At 65.2% G+C, this 18,230-nt stretch carries 17 protein-coding genes; 4 read left to right on the forward strand and 13 right to left on the reverse strand.

Features of this window, described 5'->3' with window-relative positions; translation table 11 throughout:
• Window positions 1-62: 62 nt before the first annotated feature.
• The gene (locus FCE95_RS05995; protein ID WP_137266029.1) at window positions 63-992 is read right to left on the reverse strand and encodes a sensor domain-containing protein; all 930 of its coding nucleotides are present in this window, start codon (window positions 990-992) and stop codon (window positions 63-65) included.
• Entirely contained in the window at window positions 989-1,354 is a 366-nt protein-coding gene (locus tag FCE95_RS06000) for a PadR family transcriptional regulator (RefSeq protein WP_137266030.1), read from the reverse strand. Before FCE95_RS06000 ends, FCE95_RS05995 begins: the two co-directional genes overlap by 4 nt.
• A 233-nt stretch (window positions 1,355-1,587) precedes the next feature.
• Between FCE95_RS06000 and FCE95_RS06005 the strand changes: the two genes are divergently transcribed.
• The gene (locus FCE95_RS06005; RefSeq protein WP_137266031.1) at window positions 1,588-2,829 is read left to right on the forward strand and encodes a polyhydroxyalkanoate depolymerase; all 1,242 of its coding nucleotides are present in this window, start codon (window positions 1,588-1,590) and stop codon (window positions 2,827-2,829) included.
• A 76-nt stretch (window positions 2,830-2,905) separates the two neighbouring features.
• On the opposite strand, the gene FCE95_RS06010 is transcribed toward FCE95_RS06005, so the two are convergent.
• Both FCE95_RS06010 and FCE95_RS06015 read right to left on the reverse strand, forming a co-directional pair.
• Complete coding sequence (locus tag FCE95_RS06010; RefSeq protein WP_137266032.1) at window positions 2,906-3,667, reverse strand: ABC transporter permease; 762 nt, start codon at window positions 3,665-3,667, stop codon at window positions 2,906-2,908.
• Window positions 3,664-4,608, reverse strand: a complete 945-nt coding sequence (locus FCE95_RS06015) for an ABC transporter ATP-binding protein (protein ID WP_137266033.1) — start codon at window positions 4,606-4,608, stop codon at window positions 3,664-3,666. Before FCE95_RS06015 ends, FCE95_RS06010 begins: the two co-directional genes overlap by 4 nt.
• 235 nt (window positions 4,609-4,843) lie before the next feature.
• On the opposite strand from FCE95_RS06015, the gene FCE95_RS06020 reads away from it, so the two are divergent.
• Window positions 4,844-5,764, forward strand: a complete 921-nt coding sequence (locus tag FCE95_RS06020; RefSeq protein ID WP_137266034.1) for a peptidylprolyl isomerase — start codon at window positions 4,844-4,846, stop codon at window positions 5,762-5,764.
• A gap of 144 nt (window positions 5,765-5,908) precedes the next feature.
• On the opposite strand, the gene FCE95_RS06025 is transcribed toward FCE95_RS06020, so the two are convergent.
• The 5 genes from FCE95_RS06025 to FCE95_RS06045 all read right to left on the reverse strand — a co-directional run bounded on the left by FCE95_RS06025 (window position 5,909) and on the right by FCE95_RS06045 (window position 13,488).
• Complete coding sequence (locus FCE95_RS06025; RefSeq protein ID WP_317616473.1) at window positions 5,909-8,407, reverse strand: TonB-dependent receptor; 2,499 nt, start codon at window positions 8,405-8,407, stop codon at window positions 5,909-5,911.
• Between the two features lie 34 nt (window positions 8,408-8,441).
• Complete coding sequence (locus tag FCE95_RS06030) at window positions 8,442-10,469, reverse strand: tetratricopeptide repeat-containing sulfotransferase family protein (protein WP_137266035.1); 2,028 nt, start codon at window positions 10,467-10,469, stop codon at window positions 8,442-8,444.
• A 145-nt stretch (window positions 10,470-10,614) separates the two neighbouring features.
• Window positions 10,615-11,151, reverse strand: a complete 537-nt coding sequence (gene speG / locus FCE95_RS06035; RefSeq protein WP_137266036.1) for a spermidine N1-acetyltransferase — start codon at window positions 11,149-11,151, stop codon at window positions 10,615-10,617.
• A gap of 79 nt (window positions 11,152-11,230) precedes the next feature.
• Window positions 11,231-12,268, reverse strand: coding sequence for a prolyl aminopeptidase (pip, locus tag FCE95_RS06040; RefSeq protein ID WP_137266037.1), 1,038 nt, complete (start codon window positions 12,266-12,268; stop codon window positions 11,231-11,233).
• Between the two features lie 44 nt (window positions 12,269-12,312).
• Window positions 12,313-13,488, reverse strand: a complete 1,176-nt coding sequence (locus FCE95_RS06045) for an aminotransferase class V-fold PLP-dependent enzyme (protein ID WP_137266038.1) — start codon at window positions 13,486-13,488, stop codon at window positions 12,313-12,315.
• 119 nt (window positions 13,489-13,607) lie between these two features.
• Here FCE95_RS06045 and FCE95_RS06050 point away from each other — a divergent pair, with 119 nt between their 5' ends.
• Complete coding sequence (locus tag FCE95_RS06050) at window positions 13,608-14,078, forward strand: Lrp/AsnC family transcriptional regulator (RefSeq protein ID WP_137266039.1); 471 nt, start codon at window positions 13,608-13,610, stop codon at window positions 14,076-14,078.
• Between the two features lie 15 nt (window positions 14,079-14,093).
• Here FCE95_RS06050 and FCE95_RS06055 read toward each other — a convergent pair whose 3' ends face one another.
• Window positions 14,094-15,404, reverse strand: a complete 1,311-nt coding sequence (locus FCE95_RS06055; RefSeq protein ID WP_317616474.1) for an MFS transporter — start codon at window positions 15,402-15,404, stop codon at window positions 14,094-14,096.
• Between the two features lie 128 nt (window positions 15,405-15,532).
• Here FCE95_RS06055 and FCE95_RS06060 point away from each other — a divergent pair, with 128 nt between their 5' ends.
• Entirely contained in the window at window positions 15,533-15,826 is a 294-nt protein-coding gene (locus FCE95_RS06060; protein WP_137266041.1) for a hypothetical protein, read from the forward strand.
• A 10-nt stretch (window positions 15,827-15,836) separates the two neighbouring features.
• On the opposite strand, the gene FCE95_RS17210 is transcribed toward FCE95_RS06060, so the two are convergent.
• From FCE95_RS17210 to FCE95_RS06080, 3 genes are read right to left on the reverse strand one after another with little or no spacing between them, the layout of a single operon-like run.
• A complete protein-coding gene (locus FCE95_RS17210) occupies window positions 15,837-16,403 on the reverse strand; it encodes a cupin domain-containing protein (RefSeq protein WP_223266791.1) in 567 nt (188 codons plus the stop codon).
• 8 nt (window positions 16,404-16,411) lie between these two features.
• A complete protein-coding gene (locus FCE95_RS06075; RefSeq protein WP_137266042.1) occupies window positions 16,412-17,254 on the reverse strand; it encodes an MBL fold metallo-hydrolase in 843 nt (280 codons plus the stop codon).
• A gap of 54 nt (window positions 17,255-17,308) precedes the next feature.
• Window positions 17,309-18,187: a DMT family transporter gene (locus tag FCE95_RS06080; RefSeq protein ID WP_137266478.1), complete on the reverse strand. Its 879-nt coding sequence runs from the start codon at window positions 18,185-18,187 to the stop codon at window positions 17,309-17,311.
• Window positions 18,188-18,230: the final 43 nt, after the last annotated feature.

The raw sequence follows: 18,230 nt of genomic DNA on the forward strand, positions 1-18,230 counted from the left end.
GCCACTATACGACGGCACCGCTTCGGTAGCCCGGGTAGGAAAGCGCACCCGGGCTACGAAAATCAATAGGCGGCGCTTTTCACGAGCAGATGCTTGGCGAACAACCCGTGCAACTTGCCGATGCCGCGCGCCAGGTGCAGGGTCGCGAACAGCATCAGGATGCCGACCACGAACAGGAGCGGCAACGACCAGGGATACAGCGACGTGCTCACGATATCGTCGTTGATGGTCAATATCTGCCAGCCGTCGACGCTGACGCCCGCATCGGCGCCGAAAAACCACACCGCCAGCGGCGCCGCCACGAACGCCAACGAGACAGCGGTGAGCGTGACGACGAGGGTGAAGTACGCGATGCCCAATGGCAGCATCGCCAGGAAATACAGCATCGTCGGCCAGGTGCGCGGATCGGTGAACATGTCGACGATGCGCTGCGTCCACGGCTTGCCGCGGTCGGCGTACAGCGGGCGCCGCGGCATGCGTTCGCCCAGCATCGCTTCGACCAAGCGGCCTTCCACCAGCGACAGCACCCGCACCGAGCCGAAGAACAGGATCACGAACGGAATGCCGATGATCAGCACCGCGAAGCCCGCCGACATCGAAGCGCCGGCCACCACCCAAGTGAAGTAGAAAATGCCGGTGGCCAGCGACAGCAGCATGTAGAACAGCGCGGCATAGGCGCGCGGATCGGCGATCACACCGAAGAAGCCGCCCAGCAGCGATCGGCGCGGCGGACGCGGCGGCGGACGCAAGGCCTTGTTCACCGTCACTTCCGTATCGCGATAGATGTCGGCCACTTCCTCCGGCGCGCCGTAGCTGCCGGCGACCGAGGCGATCACTTCGGCTTCGCCCTTGCCCGGGTTTTCGGCCATTTCGGAGCGCAGATATTCTTCGGCGTCGTACAGGGCGTCTTGGATCAACGCCGGATCGGCTCCGGCCAAGGCGACGCGCAGCTGATCCAGGTATTCGGGAATGGTGGACGGCGTACGAGTCATGGGATCAGCCCCTCGAGAACGGAATCGACGGAATCGCGGGTCGCGCGCCAGGCGGCGGCCCACTCGCGCAGCACGTCGCTGCCTTGCGCGGTGATGCGGTAGTAACGGCGCGGCGGCCCGGCCACCGACGGCTCCACATGGCTGCCGAGCAGTCCGGAAGCCTCCAAGTTGCGCAGTACCGGATACAGCGCGCTCTGCTTGCCGCTGAGCACGCCCTCTCCGAAGCGTTCCAGTTGCTTGGCGATCTGGTAGCCGTACATCGGCTCGCCGGCCCGGGCCAGCACCGCCAGTAAGGTCAGCGACACGGTGCCCGCGCTGAGTTCCTTCTGGAATTTCTTGAGCTGGAGGTCGGTGTCGGTCACGGCAGGCCCGCTAGGTTGATGGGAATGCTATTGCTAAGTTAGCTATAGTGCATATGCCATTAGTTAGGGTGGGCCTTGGCCACCATCGCCATCCGGCCAACCGTCACCTGTGTCTATGTCTAAGGGTTTGTCGCCGTCGAACACCCGGCGCCGGCGGCCAAGGCTCACCCTGCGGCAGCGTTCATCCGAATCGGCTACTCTTGTGCATTGCAGCAAAGAGCCCGCCCGCCGCCATGCTCTATCAGCTCCACGAAATGACCCGCTCCTGGCTCAGCCCCTTCGTCTATTGGGCCGAGGCCAACGCCAAGATCCTCACCGCCCCCAGCAGCCCGTTCGCGGCGCTGCCGGGCGCGCATCGCCTGGCCGCGAACTACGAGTTGTTCTACCGGATCGGCAAGGATTACGAGAAACCCGAATTCGGCATCCACTCGATCGACATCGACGGCCATACCGTGCCCGTCGCCGAAATAGAGGCGCTGAGCAAGCCGTTCTGCAAATTGCTGCGCTTCAAGCGCTATACCGACGATGCGGCCAACATCGCGGACTTGAAGGACGACCCGACCGTGCTGGTGGTCGCGCCGCTGTCCGGCCACCACGCGACGTTGCTGCGCGACACGGTGCGCACGCTGCTTCAAGACCACAAGGTCTACATCACCGACTGGGTCGACGCGCGCATGGTGCCGACCGAAGAAGGCGCGTTCGGGCTGGACGATTACGTCGCCTACATCGAAGAGTTCATCCGCCACATCGGCGCGGACAACCTGCACGTGATCAGCGTCTGCCAGCCGACCGTGCCGGTGCTGGCGGCGATTTCGCTGATGGCCGCGCGCGGCGAAAAAACGCCGCGCAGCATGATCATGATGGGCGGCCCGAACGACCCGCGCGAGAACCCGACCGAGGTCAACGACCTGGCCACCGAGCAGCCGCTCAGCTGGTTCCGCAACAACGTCATCCACAGCGTGCCCTACCCTTATCCCGGCCGTGGCCGCCAGGTGTATCCGGGCTTCTTGCAGCACGCCGGCTTCCTGGCGATGAATCCGCGCCGGCACCTGCAATCGCACTGGGATTTCTACCAAGACCTCGTGCGCGGCGACCTGCAGGACGCCGATGCCCATCGCCGCTTCTACGACGAATACAACGCCGTGCTGGACATGCCGGCCGAGTACTACTTGGACACGATCCGGATCGTATTCCAGGAATTCCTGCTGCCGCGCGGCTTGTGGGACGTGCGCGGCGAGCGCGTGGACCCGTCGAAGATCCGCGACTGCGCACTGATGACCATCGAAGGCCAGTTGGACGACATCTCCGGCCGCGGCCAGACCCGCGCCGCGCACAAGCTGTGCAGCGGCATCGCCGAGGAAAACCATCTGCACTACACCGTGCGCGGCGCCGGCCACTACGGCATCTTCAGCGGCCGCCGCTGGCGCGAGCAGGTGTATCCGCGGGTGCGCGAGTTCATCGCCAAGTACGCCTGAGCCCGCTCTTGTGGGAGGGGCTTCGGCCCCGACAGCTTCGTCGGGGCCGAAGCCCCTCCCACAAGATCAAAAGCGGTCAGTTGCGCAACTTGTACCCGGTCTTGAAGATCCACCAGACCACGAACAAGCACAGCCCCAGGAATCCGACGATCGCCACGGCGCTGATCCGCACGTCCACGTCCGCGTTGCCGTAGAAACTCCAGCGGAACCCGCTGATCAGGTACACCACCGGATTGAACAGCGTGATCTTCTGCCAGATCGGCGGCAGCATCTTGATCGAATAGAAGGCGCCGCCCAGGAAAGTCAGCGGCGTGACGATCATCAGCGGGATCACCTGCAATTTCTGGAAATCGTCCGCCCACAGCCCGATGATGAAGCCGAACAGGCTGAAGGTGATCGCGGTCAGGAACAGGAAGCAGATCATCCAGAACGGATGCGCGATTTCGTAATCGACGAAGAACCGCGCCGTGATCAGGATCAGCACGCCCAGCATCACCGACTTGGTCGCCGCCGCGCCGACGTAGCCGATCACCGCCTCGATATAGGACACCGGCGCCGACAGCAGCTCGAAGATGGTGCCGGCCCATTTCGGCATGTAGATGCCGAACGAGGCGTTGGAGATGCTCTCGTTGAGCAGGGTCAGCATGATCAGGCCGGGGATGATGAAGGCGCCGTAGCCGACCCCGTCGATGTCGCCCATCCGCGAGCCGATCGCCGCGCCGAACACCACGAAATACAGCGACGTCGACAGCACCGGCGAAGCGATGCTCTGGGTGATGGTGCGGAAGGTGCGCGCCATCTCGAACCGGTAGATCGCGCGGATCGCATGCAGGTTCATGCCGCCGCTCCTTCGCGATTGTTTCGCACCAGGCTGACGAAGATGTCCTCCAGCGAGCTCTCGCTGGAATGCAGGTCTTTGAAATCGATGCCTTGGTCGCCCAAGCGCTTGAGCAGCGAAGCGATGCCGGTTTCCTCCTGTTGCGTGTCGAAGGTGTAGACCAGCGCGTGGCCGTTCTCGGCCAACTCCAGCGGCAGGTCGGATATCGCCTCGGGCATGCTGTCGAGCGGATTCCGCAAGGTCACGGTCAACTGCTTCTTGCCCAGTTTGCGCATCAGCGTGCGCTTGTCCTCGACCAGGATCAGCTCGCCCTTGCTGATCACGCCGATCCGGTCGGCCATTTCTTCGGCCTCCTCGATGTAGTGCGTGGTCAGGATGATGGTCACCCCGCTCTCGCGCAGCTTGCGCACCATTTCCCACATGTCGTGGCGCAGCTCGACGTCGACGCCGGCGGTGGGTTCGTCCAGGAACAGGATCTGCGGTTCGTGCGACAAGGCTTTGGCGATCAGCACGCGCCGCTTCATGCCGCCGGAGAGCGCCATGATCTTGCTGTCCTTCTTGTCCCACAACGACAGGTCGCGCAGCACTTTTTCCAGATAAGCGGGATTCGGCGGCTTGCCGAACAAGCCGCGGCTGAAGGTGACCGTGGCCCAGACGCTCTCGAACGCGTCGGTGGACAGCTCCTGCGGCACCAGCCCGATCTTCGAACGCGCGGCGCGGTACTCGGCGGCGATGTCGTGGCCGTCGGCGACGACGCTGCCTTCGCTGGCGTTGACGATGCCGCAGACGATGCTGATCAGCGTCGTCTTGCCGGCGCCGTTCGGGCCCAGCAGCGCGAAGATCTCGCCGCGGCGGATGTCCAGGTTCACGTTCTTCAGCGCGCGGAAGCCGGACTTGTAGGTCTTGCTGAGGTTCTTGATGGAAATCACGGGGGATTGCACGGCGCCTCCTGGCGTTCGCTGCAGCGGGCCCGCCGCGAACCGTAGAGTCGAGCTTGCTCGACTGCTTTTATGGTCGGAATCAAGAGCAGTCGAGCAAGCTCGACTCTACAAAAGCGGGTCGCCCATTGTCGCAGCCTTGGGGCCGCTGCCAACCCCTGAAAGTTGGGATTCTGTGGCCAAGATTCCCGAATCGCCGCCGCGGCCAGTACACTCGCGCGACTCACCGGAGAGAGCCATGCGTAAGAACCTGCTGTGCGCCGCGCTGCTGCTTGCCTTCGCACCCATGCTGCAAGCGCAGCAAAACGCCGAGAAGCCGAAGGTGAAATCGGCCAAGGAAATCGTCGACGCCGCACCCGCTTCGGCTTGGCGCACGCTCGACCCGGCGAATACGCTGTACATGGACCTGAAAGCCGGCCGGGTGATCATCGAATTGGCCCCCGGTTTCGCGCCCGAGCACGTCGCCAACATCAAGGCGCTGGCGCGCGGCGGCTATTGGGACGGCTTGAGCATCTACCGGTCGCAGGACAACTTCGTCGTCCAGTTCGGCGATCCGACCGAAGACGAGAAGCAGCGCAAGCCGCTTTCCACCGGCGCGAAAGCGAAACTGCCGGCCGAGTTCGAACGCTCCAGCGCAGGACTGGCCTTCGACGCGTTGCCCGATAGCGACGGGTGGGCGCCGCAAGTCGGCTTCTCCGACGGTTTCCCGGCCGGACGCGATCCGAAATCCGGCAAGACGTGGTTGGCGCATTGCTACGGCACGCTCGGCGCGGGCCGCGACGTCGCCGCGGACAGCAGCAACGGCACCGAGCTTTACGTCGCCACCGGCCAATCGCCGCGCGCGCTGGACCGCAACATCACCGTGGTCGGCCGCGTCGTGCAAGGCATGGAACTGCTCAGCGTGATTCCGCGCGGACCCGAACCAATGGGCTTCTACAAGGAAACCGAACGGCGCGTGCCGATCGTTTCGATCAAGCTGGCCTCCGAAGTACCGGAAGCCGAACGCCTTCCGCTGCAGTTGCTGAAGACCGACAGCGTGGCCTTCAAGGAAGCGACCGAAGCGCGGCGCAACCGCCGCGACGAGTGGTACAAGCACCCGGCCGGGCATATCGATCTGTGCAATGTGCCGTTGCCGGTGCGGCCTGTGCCCAAGAACTAATCAACCCATGAGCCCCTCTCCTATCGGGAGAGGGGTTGGGGTGAGGGTTCGGCGCGAGCGCGGAGCTGCAGTCGCGCACCGAACCCTCATCCGCCCTTCGGGCACCTTCTCCCGGCGGGAGAAGGACAACCCAAAGACCGCTCGTCAAAACTCCCGCGAGAACCTCACTCCGATCGTCCGCGGCGGTGTGCTGACGGTGTACGGCTGATTGCCGCAAGTCAGCGTCGCGCACTGCGCGAACCGGGTCAGTTCGGTGCGTTTGTCGAACACGTTCTTGACGAACACGTCCAGCGACCAGCTGCCGCGCTTCACGCCGCCGGATAGGTCGACGATGGTGTAAGCATCCAGATCGCCCATCAACGCATGTTCGGCCGCACGGAAATCGGTGATGCGGTCGCCCTGATGGAAGACCGAGGCCTGGAAATAAGGCTCGTATTGGCCCGCATCCCAGGTGTAGCGGCCGATCAGGCTGCCTTTGAACTCGGGCGTCAACGGCAAGCGCGTGCCCGACTCCGCCTGCGGCCCGTCCACCGGATCGCCGGTCTGCGGATTGATCGTGCCGGGCGGACAGACGCTGATCGCGTTGCCGGACAGGTCGGTGAAACCGCAATAGGTTTCGGTGAGCTTGGCGTCGTACCAGGCGAAGCCGCCGGTGATGGTCAGGTTGTAATTCACCGCCCAGTTCAGATCGACTTCGATGCCGTCGATGCGCGCTTGGCCCGCGTTGCGGATTTCGGTCAGGCCGTTCTGGCCCAGGTACGCGAATTGGAAGTCTTTCCAGTCCTCGCGGAAGATCGCACCATTGAACGAAAGACGGTTGTCGGCCCAGGTGGTCTTCCAGCCGACTTCGTAGTTGGTGAGGAAGTCGGACAGGTAGGGCGGCAGCGTGCCGCGCCGATTGATGCCGCCGGGGCGGTAGCCTTCCGACCAGGTCGCGTAGACCAGCTTGGTATCGCTGATGTCGTAGGTGATGTTGAAACGGCCGAGCGAGCCGTCTTCCTTCACGGTCTTGTCGAAGTTCTCGCAGGGCGCACCTTCGTACTTGACCCAATTGGAAGGATCGCCGTAACGCGCGCGGCAGCCCGCTTCGCCGTAGCGGAATGCGGGATCCAACGAACTCTGCGATGAATAGCCTTCGGCGAAGCCGAAATAGCCCCGCAGGCTGTTGTTGGCGCGGAACCAGCGCCCGCCGCCGGTGACCGACAGCTTGTCGGTGATGTCGAAGGTCAGTTCGCCGAATACGGCCTCGTCGCGGTCCTTGCGGTCCTGTTCGGTGAGCCAGATGGTGTCCTCGTAGCCGCTCACCGACAGGACCGAGGCCAGATCGTCCACGCGGTAGCGCTGGTGGATGTCGTGCTTCTGCTCCTGCCAAAACACGCCCGCCACCAGGCGCAGCCGGTTTTCCGCCGGCGAAGTGAGGCGCAGCTCGTGGCTGGTCATCCGGTAGCCGTCGCGGGCCTGGATGTATTGCGACGGATTGATGAGTTCGCCGGCATCGTTGTAGAAGTAGGCGCCATAGCCGGCTAGCGTGTCGTACCAGAAGCCGTAATCGTTGTAGTCGGATTCCGAATCCACGTTGCGGGTCAGACGCGAGAACGCGTACACCAGATCGAAATTGCCGATCTTGCCTTCCACGGTCAGCGCGGCCTGGTTCCAGCGGTCCTTCGACGATTCGTTGTAGAAATGCTTGACCTTCAGATCGCCGACGCTGGGATCGTAGCCGGTGCTGCCGCTGGCGACCATCTTTTGGCCCATGATCTGCGGCATGATCGACCAGTTGTCGTTCAGGTCCACTTTCAGCGCGGCGCGCGCGCCCATCGTCTCGGCGTCGTTGTAGTCGTCGTCGGCGCGGTTGGCGTTGTCGATGGTGATGCCGGAGGTGGGGAACGTGCGCGTACCGCGCACGTTGTCGACGTAGCCGGCGTCGTACTTCTGCCAGCCGACCAGGCGCACCGCGGCGTTGCTGTTGATCGGCAGGTTGGCGAAGCCCTCGAAGATGTGGCCGATGCCGCCGTCCTTGATCGACGTGCCCTCGATGCCGTAACCGGCGGCGAATCCGGACGGATCGGGCTTGTTGGTGATGATCTTGACCGTGCCGGCCTGCGAACTGGCGCCGTACAGCGTGCCTTGCGGGCCGGCGAGCGCTTCGACGCGCTCGATGTCGTACATGTGGATGTCGAGCGCGCCCTGGTTCGTCGTGATCGGCTGCTCGTCCAGATACATGCCCACGCTCGGCTTGGAACCGGAATGGTTGCCGTCGCCGCCGCTGGCCACGCCGCGCATGTACACCTGCACGAAACCCGGGCCCGAGAACACGCCGCCGCCGGCGGTGCCGTAGGACAGGCTGGGGATCATCTTCGCGTAGTCGTCGAAGTCGGCGACCTGCTGCTGCTCCAGCTGCGCATTGCCGATCGCCTGGATGCTGATCGGCACTTTCTGTAGGTTCTCCACGCGCTTCTGCGCGGTCACCGTCACCGTATCCAGCGTCCTGGCGCGGGTTTCGGGCGTGGACGGCGCCGGTGGCGTCTGCGCGTCCTGCGCCCAGGCCGGCGCGGCGCAGGCCATGCAGACGGCGGCCGCCAACGGCAATCGGTGCAACGTCTTGGGATCGATCCGCCTGCTCGTTCTTCTGATGTCTCGCACGCTGGTCTCCTCGGTGGATGCCTAGGACTTCTGGTTATGTGGGTTGCAGCTCTCGGGGTACGGACGGATAAACATCGAGCACTGGGCCCAAAGCTTGCTTCAGCGGCCCCAGCCAGGATTCGTAATGGCGCCAATGGTCGACGCCTTCGCGGTAGATCGGTTGCCGCACTTGTTCGGAACTGGCGGTGCGCACCGGGCGCTCGTTCTCGAAGAAGCGCAGGCATTGCGCTTCGAACGGAAGGCCGCAGTAATCCAGCAGCTTGCGGACTTCGGCTTCGGTATCGTCGACCATGTTTTCGTAGATCACCCGATGCACGCGGCCGGGCAGCGCCGCGTCGAAATGCGCCATCAGGTCCATGTAGTCGCGGTAGTAGCGGCCGATGTCGTCCAGGCTGTAAGTGAAGCTCTGCCCGCGGGCGAAATGCTGCTTGAAGCCGGAAAAGCCGCAGGCCAGCGGGTGGCGGCGCGCATCGACGATGCGCGCGTTCGGCAGGGCCAGATGGATCAAACCCAGGTGCGCGAAGTTGTTAGGCATCTTGTCGATGAAGAAAGGCGCGCCGCGCTTGCGGTGGATGCGGGTGCGCTCCAGATAACGCTCGCCCAGTTCGCGCAATTCGTCGGCCGCGAGTTCGGCGAGCACCTCGTGGTAGGCGGTGCTGCGCGGCGCGGCGGTGCGCTTGCGCAGCTCGCGGGTCAGCGACAGGATTTCCGGCAGTTCCATCGTGCCTTCGACGGCCGAATGGCTGGACAGGATCTGCTCGATCAGGGTCGAGCCCGCGCGCGGCAGGCCGACGATGAAGATGGGATCGGGCGCGTCGGCGCCCCAGCCTTCGCGTTCGCGGAAGAATTCGCGGGTGTACAGCGCCTTCGAGCGCCGCACGCGCGCCGAATGGTCGTCCGCGCTGTACGGCACCCGCTCCAGCCGCAACGCGTTGCCGCGCCGATAGTGCTCGAAAGAATCGGCGTATTCGGCCGCGTCCTCCAAGGCCTTGCCCAAGGCGAATTCGAAATGCAGGCGATGCTCGGCATCCAGATCGGCGCGCTCCAACTGGCGGCGCATCGCGGCCAGGTCCTGCGCATCGAAGCGGAACGTCTTCAGATTGGCCAGGCTCCAATACGCTTCGCCGAAACCGGGATCCAGTTCGATGCTGCGGCGGTAAGCGCGGATCGCGCGATCGCGGTGGCCGGCGGTCTTCAGCGCGTGGCCATAGCTCATCCAGATCTTGGCGTTGCGCGGGTATTCGCCCAGCACGCCGTCGTACAGCTCGATCGCCGGCGCGTAATCGCCGACCCGGCACAGGATCACCGCCTTCAAATTGCGGTAACCGGGATGCTGCGGGTCCAACTCCAGCAAAGCATCGATCTCGGCCAGCGCCTCGGCATGCTTGTTGGCCCGGTTCAACACCAGCGCGTAGTTCTGCCGCGCCGCATCGAAGCTCGGCGCCAATTCCAGGCAGCGCGCGAGCAGGAGTTCGGCATCGTCGTCGCGGCCCAGCCGCGCGGCGATTTCGGCGAGCATGCGGATCGCGGCGACGTCGGTCGGCGCTTGCTTCAGATGCTCGCGCAGCAGCGTTTCGGCTTCGGGGATGCGGTTTTCGCACAAGGCCGTGGCGGCGGCGAGCAGGCCGGGGTCGCGGGTCGAGTAACGGACGTGGCGGGTATAGGCTTCGTCGGCGCCTTGGGTATCGCCGCTGGCGAACAAGTGGTCGCCCAGCGCGCGCCACGCTTGCGGCATCTCCGGCTTGAGCGCGACCGCGCGCTTCAGCGCCCCGATCGCCTCGTCGCCGCGGCCGGCGCGGCCCAGCGCCATGCCCAGTTCGAACTGGGTCATCGCCGAGCGCGGCTGTTCGCGCGCCAGCGGGTCCAATATCTCGATCGCGTTTTCGGCATCGCCCAGCGCCGAGCGCGAGGCGCCCAGCAGTAGCCTGGCCACGGGGTGGCCGGCGGCGACTTTCAGGATTTCGCCGGCCTGTTCGCCGGCCAGGGCCGGGTCGGTGGCGAGCAGTCGGGAAGCATGGGCGAGCGCGGTCTCAAGCGAAGCCATTGGCTCGGGTGCGCTCATTCAGCCCTCTTCAGCGATCGGTGGACGCCAGACCCCACAGGTCGCCTCTCCCCCTAGAGACGGCGCCCTTACCCCAACAGGCGCCTTCACAATCTACGCCGGTCCGAATTGCGCCGTCCAGAGCCCTTCGATGCTTGGGGTCGGCTCAGTCGTCCCGTCGCTCCTGCTCCTGGCCCAGAGCCTGGTGTTGAAACAGGCACATCCGGATCACGCTGCGATAGCGGCCATCGCTGAAGAATTCGTCCACCAGCACGCCTTCGCGCCGGAAGCCCTGGCCTTCGTAGATACGGATTGCGCGGGTGTTGTCGACGTCGACCAGCAAATAGAGCTTGTACAGGTTGAGGACGCGGAAGGCGTAGTTGATCGCCAACCGCGTCGCCGCGCGCGCGTAGCCACGGCCTTGGCGTTCGGGCGCGATCATGATCAGGAATTCGGCGCGCCGGTGCAGGTGGTCGATTTCGACCAATTCCACCAGGCCGACCGGTTCGCCGCCGCCGTCTTCGACGATGAAACGCCGCTCGCTCTGGTCGTGGATGTGCTTGCTGTACAACTGCTCCAGTTCGACGAACGATTCGTACGGTTCCTCGAACCAGTAACCCATCACGCTGCGATTGTTGTTGAGCAGATGGACGAAATGCAGATCGCTGCGTTCGAGCGGGCGCAGGGTGACGGCGGCGGGCATGGGCGCTTCGGCGGACATGCCCCATACACTACTCCACGCCGAAGTCGGCGGTATGTCGGCGGATCAGCGGCGCCGATGATCAGCCGACCAGTACGCGGAACCGGTCTGTGGCGGCGACCAGGCGGCTGCGGATGCCCGGCTCCAGGGCCGAATGGCCGGCGTCGGGCGCGATCTGCAGTTGCGCTTCCGGCCACGCCTGAGCCAATGCGATCGCGGCGTCCACCGGGCACAGCATGTCGTAGCGTCCATGCACGATGACGCCGGGCACGTGGCGGAACCGCGGCACCGAGGCGAGCAGTTCGCCCGCGCCCATGAAGACAGCGTGGCGCATGTAGTGCGCTTCGATCCGGGCCATCGACAGGCGCGGCGGTTCGGCCAGCTCCGACGGATCGGGCGGCAGCAGCGTCGAGCAGCGGGTTTCGTAGACGTCCCACGCCTTCGCCGCGGCCAAGTGGACGTCCGGATCCGGGTCGGTGAGGCGGCGCAGATAAGCGCCGAGCAGATCGCCGCGCTCCGCTTCCGGTATGTGCGCGGCGAAGTCGTTCCAATATTCGGGAAAGAAGGTGCGGATGCCGTCGAACCACCAGGTTTCGTCTTCGGGTCGGCATAACCAGATGCCGCGCAGGATCAGCGCCAGACACGCCTGCGGATGCGCAGCGGCATAAGCCAGCCCCAGGGTGGAACCCCACGAACCGCCGAACACCACCCAGCGCTCGATGCCCAAATGGGCGCGCAACCGTTCGATGTCTTCCACCAGCTTGGGCGTAGTGTTGTGCGCAATGCCGGCGTAAGGCGTGGAGCGCCCGGCGCCGCGCTGGTCGAACAGCACGATCTTGTAGGCCCGGGGATCGAAATAGCGGCGATGCGTAGCCGTGCAGCCCGCGCCGGGACCGCCGTGGAAAACGACGGCGGGCAGGCCGTCCGGATTGCCGCAAAGCTCGTAGGGCATCGTGTAACCGTCGCTCAGCGGCAACACGCCCGCGGCATACGGTTCGATCGGCGGATACAGATCGGGCGCATCGGCGTTTCCGGCCGCCGCCGGAGCATCGGTCGGCGAAAAAGCCGGGCTGCCCGCATCGTCGGGGATATCGCGCAATAGCGAGTTCGGTGCGTTCATTCTCTTTCCTTCATGTTGGGTTGGATCGCTTCGTTCGCGGTCGGTCAAGACGCCATCCTGCGCAAGGCATCTACTAGCCGCTGCAGGTCCTTTTCATCGTTGTGCAGGTGCGGCGAGATGCGAATGCACCCATCCCGCGCCGATACGTGGATGCCTTCCGCGCGCAGGCGCTCGACCAAACCCTCGATGAGACCGCTGCGCGGCGGGCGCAGGCCGACCATGTGGCCGACGCGCTGTTCCGCCGGCCGGCACCCGTACCCGATCGTCGCCGCGCGCGCACACAACGCGTCCGTCCATTCGCGCAGACGGCGCTGGATGAAGGCAGGACGCCATCGCGAAATCTGGGTCAGCGCGGCGATCGCCATCGGCTGCAGATGGAACTGCGGCGATTCGCCCTGGCCGAATCGGGCGGCGCCGGGTCGGTAGCGGTCCGTGTAATCCGATAACGCCGCGAAATTATCGCTGCCGTCGCGATGCAACCACGACTCTTCCAGCGGCACGCCTTCGCCGTGCCAACGTTCGTCCACGTATAGATAACCCAGACCATAAGGCCCGAGCAGCCATTTGTAGCCCACGGCGACCAGAAAATCCGGGCGGCATTCGGCGACGTCCAGAGGGTGGGCGCCCAAGGATTGGCTGGCGTCGATCACCAAGGCGGCGCCGCGCTTCCGCGCCGCCTCGCCGATGCGGACCACATCCACGAAGGCGCCGTCGGTCCAGCGGCATTGCGGAATCGAGACCACGGCCGTGCGCGGATCGATCGCCTCCGACACCGCTTGCGCGATCGCAACGTCCGCTGCGGGCTTGACCAAGCGGACTTGCGCCCCGCTGCGCGCCGCGGCCCGCGCCCAGCTGTAATAGTTGGAGGGGAATTCGCGGTCCAGCAGGACGACGTTGTCGCCTTCGCGCAAGGGAATATTGCGCGCCGCCAACGCGATGCCGTAGCTCACCGACGGCACCAGGGCCGTATCTCGCTCCGTCGCGCCGATCAAACTGGCGAACAGCCCCTTCAGCGCGGCGGTTCCGGAGAACCAATCGGCGGCCGCGATCGACCAGGGCGCGGCCATCGCATCGATCGCGGCATGGCCGGCGGCGGACACCGATTTCAGTCTCGGCGCCAGGTTGGCGCAATTGAAATAAGCCACGCCGTCCGGAAGGTCGAACGCGTCGCGCGGATCGCTTTCCCTCTCCTCCGCGCCGTTAGTCCCACGTTCGCGCATATCCCTGACCCTGCCCGTCTCGAAGCAGGCGTCAATATTCCACAGGGACACGGGTCACTTGAATACCAAAACAAAGGATTTATAGTTGAATCGCCTTATAAATGAAGTAATTATTGACAATGAACCTTTACCCCTCCGATTCGCTCCTGGACGAGCGCAATCTGCAGCTGCTGGAACTGTTGCGCGGCGACCCGCGCATGTCCGTTTCGGAAATGGCGCGCCGGGTGGGCATGTCCGCGCCCGCGGTGCGCGAGCGCATCCAGCGCCTGGAAGAAAGCGGCGTGATTTCCGGCTACCGCGTCGACATCGACCCGCGCGCGCTCGGCTACGCGATCGCCGCGTTCGTGCGCATCAAGCCCATGCCTGGCCAATTGCCGAACATCGTCGAACTGGCCCAGCGCCTGCCCCAGGTCAGCGAATGCCATCGCGTCACCGGCGAAGACTGCTTCCTGGTCAAGATCCACCTGGAAAGCCTGGATACGCTGGACCGCATCCTCGACCAGTTCCTGGCCTTCGGAAATACGGCGACCATGCTCGTGCAATCGACGCCGGTGGCGCCGCGCGGCCTGCCCTTGCCCGGCAGGACGTAATCCGTCCGGAATCGATCAGTCGGATTCGATGCGCGAATGCGTCCGCGTATCGGGCATGAACACGTACACCAGCAGCGAACAGGCGATGCAGGCGGTGACGTACCAATAGAAGCCGCTTTCGCGGCCGATGTCCTTGAACCAGAGCGCCACGTATTCGGCCGTGCCGCCGAAGATCGCCACGGTCAGCGCATACGGCAAGCCCACGCCCAGTGCGCGCACCTCGACCGGGAACAACTCGGCCTTCACCACCGCATTGATCGCGGTGTAGCCGGATACGACGACCAAGGCCAGCATGATCAGCCAGAAAGCGGCCGCCGGCGAACCGATCTGCTGCAGGCGGCTCAAAATAGGAACCGTCAGCAGCGTACCCAACACGCCGAACGCGATCAGCACCGGCCTGCGGCCGATGCGGTCGGACAGCGCGCCGACCAGCGGCTGCAGCAGCATGTAGACGAATAAAGTGCCGGCGTTGATCAACGATGCCGTCGATTTGTCGATCCCGGCGCTGTTCACCAGGAATTTGTGCATATAAGTCGTATAAGTGTAGAACGCGAGCGTGCCGCCCATGGTCAGCCCGATCACGGTCAACACCGCGCGCGGATGGCGCATCAGCTCGCGCAAGGTGCCTTCGCCCCGCGCCTGCGCGGGATCGCGATCGCGCCGGCGCGAAAACGCGCCAGTCTCGTCCATATTGCGGCGCAGATACAAAGCCGTGGCCGCGGCCAATGCACCGATGACGAACGGAATGCGCCAACCCCAGCTTTCCAATTGCTCGGCGGTCAGGAACAGCCGTTGCAGGGCGATCAACACGCCCAATGCCAGCAGATGCCCCATCACCAGCGTCACGTACTGGAAACTGGACCAGAAGCCGCGGTGCTCGCGCGTCGCCATTTCGCTCAAATAGGTGGCCGACGTGCCGTATTCGCCGCCCACGCTCAAACCTTGCAGCAATCGCGCCAACAACAGCAGCGCCGGCGCGGCGACGCCGATGCTGGCGTAGCCCGGCGTGAGCGCGATCATCAACGAACCGGCGCACATCATCAGCACCGACAGCATCAAGGCCGCCCGGCGGCCGTGCCGGTCGGCGTAGCGGCCCAGCAGCCAGCCGCCCAGCGGCCGCATCAAGAAGCCGACCGCGAAGATCGCCGCCGTATTCAGCAATTGCGCGGTGCGGTCGCCTTCGGGAAAGAAGACCTTGGCGAAATACAGCGAGAACGCGGCGTAGGCGTACCAGTCGTACCATTCGACCAGATTGCCGACCGAGCCGCTGAAGATCGACTTAAAGCGCTGCAACGGCGCGATCGCGGGAGGGTTGGCGTGGGACAAGCGGCGTTCCATACGAATGGGCCGCCCCGATTCTATCGGCAGCGGCGCCGATCCTGCATCGCTGCTTCACGGTCGCTTAGCTCTTTCCCGCCTAGCCTGTGGCCACCCTCCCCCACCCCGGTACCGCCATGCCCACTCTGCGTTTGCGTCTGACCGGCAGCGACGACGCTGCCCGCGCGATGATCAACCTGATGCAGAGCCTGGAAGGCATCGAGCACGTGGAAGAAGTCGACGACCTGATGCCGCACATGGACGACGACGATTCCAGTTCCGCGGGTTTGCCCGACGACAAGAGCCCGGGCATGCACGAGCTGGAGATCGAAGCGCCGAACGAATCGACCGCGCGCAAGGTGCGCGAAGCGGCCGAAGCCTTGGCCTTCGATCTGGATGCGCTGGTCGAATTCGAAGAAGACGAAGGCTAAGCTTGGCGCGTCAGACGCGCTTATGGGCTTCGGCGATGATCCGCCTATTGCGGATCCGCACGGCGCCGACCATCAACAAGCGCATGTCCCGCACCAGATAATCGGCCAGCGCTTCGTCGGCGATGTCTTCGCCGTCGATGTCCAAGCGGAAGTCGTGGCCGTTCATGCCGCCGCCGTTGCTGAAATCGATCTCGAAATCGAACAGGACGCGGCGTTGCGGCGCATCGCGACGGTCTTGCCCGACGAGCGCCGGGGCAGGATCCTGCGGATTCCATCCGATCAGCCGCAAACCGGTTTCGGTGCGCGGCCGGTGCGACGAACCCGGCGCGAAGTGCAGATAGGTGCCGGCGGGAAAGCGGCGTTCGCCTTCGATCATCTCGCCTTCCAGCACATAGACGTCCTCGCCGTCCGGATGCTCGTCCACGCGCGGCCACTGGCTGCCGGGCGCCATCTCGACGATCCAGGCGCGCACGCCGGACACGCTCGGCAAATCGCGGCGCCAGCAGCCTTCGCCCACTTCGATGCGCGCGACCTCGTCGCTGCGCAGGGATTCCACATTGCCCACGATTCCGTCCATCTTCGTCCTCAACGATTCGGCGACCATTTCAGCCATTCGCCCGGTTTGGCGATCTCGACGCCGACCCCGCCGCGCTTCGCGGCGGCGATCAGCGACGCTTCCGCATCCGGAATCTCTTCGTAGCCTTCGGCGCCTTTCACGCCGTAGTGGATCGGCACGATCTGGCGCGCGCCCAGCACTCGCGCGGCCGCTATCGCCTGCTCCGGCGTCAACACGGCGCTGACGTCGGCCGCGGGCTTGCGCCACGAGAATTTGGCGCCGTTGATCGGCAAGAAAGCGGCGTCGAAAGGCCCGAACTGGCGCCCGATCTGCCACCACGCGCCGTGCCAGAGCGTGTCGCCGCAATGGATGATGCGCCGGCCGCCGCCGGACACGATCCACGACACCTGCGGATCGCCGTAGCCGTCGCTGGCGGGCACCGCGGTCGCGGTGAAATCGCCCAGGATCTGCGGCTCGTAAAGAGGCGCGGTGCGGAAGCGGAATTCGCCTGCGAACGGAATGCCCGCCGCGGCCGCCATCAACAGCGTGCCGGTGGAGCCCAGCGCTTGCCGGATCGCGAGCGGGTCGCAATGGTCGGGATGCCGATGCGTCGCCAGCACGTAACGCGCACCCTGCGCGGCTTCGATAGGCACCAGTTCGTCGCGCAGCGCATCGCCCCAGACGTTGCGGTCGAGCAGCGGGTCCAGGAACAGCGTCGCATCCGGCAGTTGCAGGCGCACGCCGGCCCAGGCCAAGCGTTGCGCGCGCAGCGCCGGCGTTGCGGCGGCGGCGACTGTCGGCGGCAAGGCCGCGAGCGCACCCGCGGCGGCGGCCGCCTGCAGGAAATTTCGGCGCGAGTAGCTCTCCACCATGCGCTGGCCCTTTCGATAAGCGGTGAGTGGCGCCGCGCAGAACGCGCGGCGGCGTTATTTAGCGGCGCGCTGGCTGATCGCGACGCTGGCCAGGATCATCGCGCCGGCGATGCCCATGCTTAAGGTCAGCGCTTCGCCCAACAGCATCCACGCCCAAGCCACGCCGAACAGCGGGACCAGATAGGTGACGGTCGAGGCGCGACTGGCGCCGATCCGGGCGATCAGGCGGTAGTACATGACGAAGGCTGCGCCGGTGCACAACACACCCAGCATCGCCGCCGACAACCACGACACTGTTCCGATCGAATGCTGCGGCCATTCCGCCACGGCGAACGGCAGCGTCAATAGCGCCGACATGCCAAGGGTCGCCGCGGCCACCGCAGCCGGCGGCAGGCCGGTCAGATGGCGTCGCACCAAGTTGATGCCGATGCCGTACAGGAACGCGGCCGTGGCGCCCGCGACGACGGCCCAGCCGATGCTGACGCCGGCGGTCTTGCCGCTGGCCAACACCACCACACCGGCGAAACCGGCGAGCAACGCGATCGCGCGGCGGGTGCCGATCTTCTCGCCGAAGAACAAGAACCCGACCAGGGCGGTGAACAGCACGGTCATCGCATTGGCGATCGCGCCGACCCCCGCCGGCGCGCGCTGCGCGGCCCAGGCGAACAGCATGAAAGGAATCGCCGAATTGATCGCGCCGATGATCGCCAACTTCGGCCACAGGCCGCGGCCGAATTGGGCGCGAGCGCGCCACAGGAACGGCAGCAGCACCAGCGAGCCCAGCGCCAGCCGCACTTCGACCAGCGGGATCGCGCCGAAATCCTTGGCCGAGACGCGCATGAACAGGAACGAGGCGCCCCAGATCGCGCCCAGCACGGCGAGCTCGAGGGGCGTCATCCAGTCTCGGGTCCGGGCCTGCGCCAGGGGCGTCATCGCGGCGGGGCTGCAATCGGCGGTCGACATGGCCAGCAATCCA

This window comes from Luteimonas gilva (genome assembly GCF_005239095.1).
GTDB classification, from domain to species: Bacteria; Pseudomonadota; Gammaproteobacteria; order Xanthomonadales; family Xanthomonadaceae; genus Luteimonas_C; species Luteimonas_C gilva.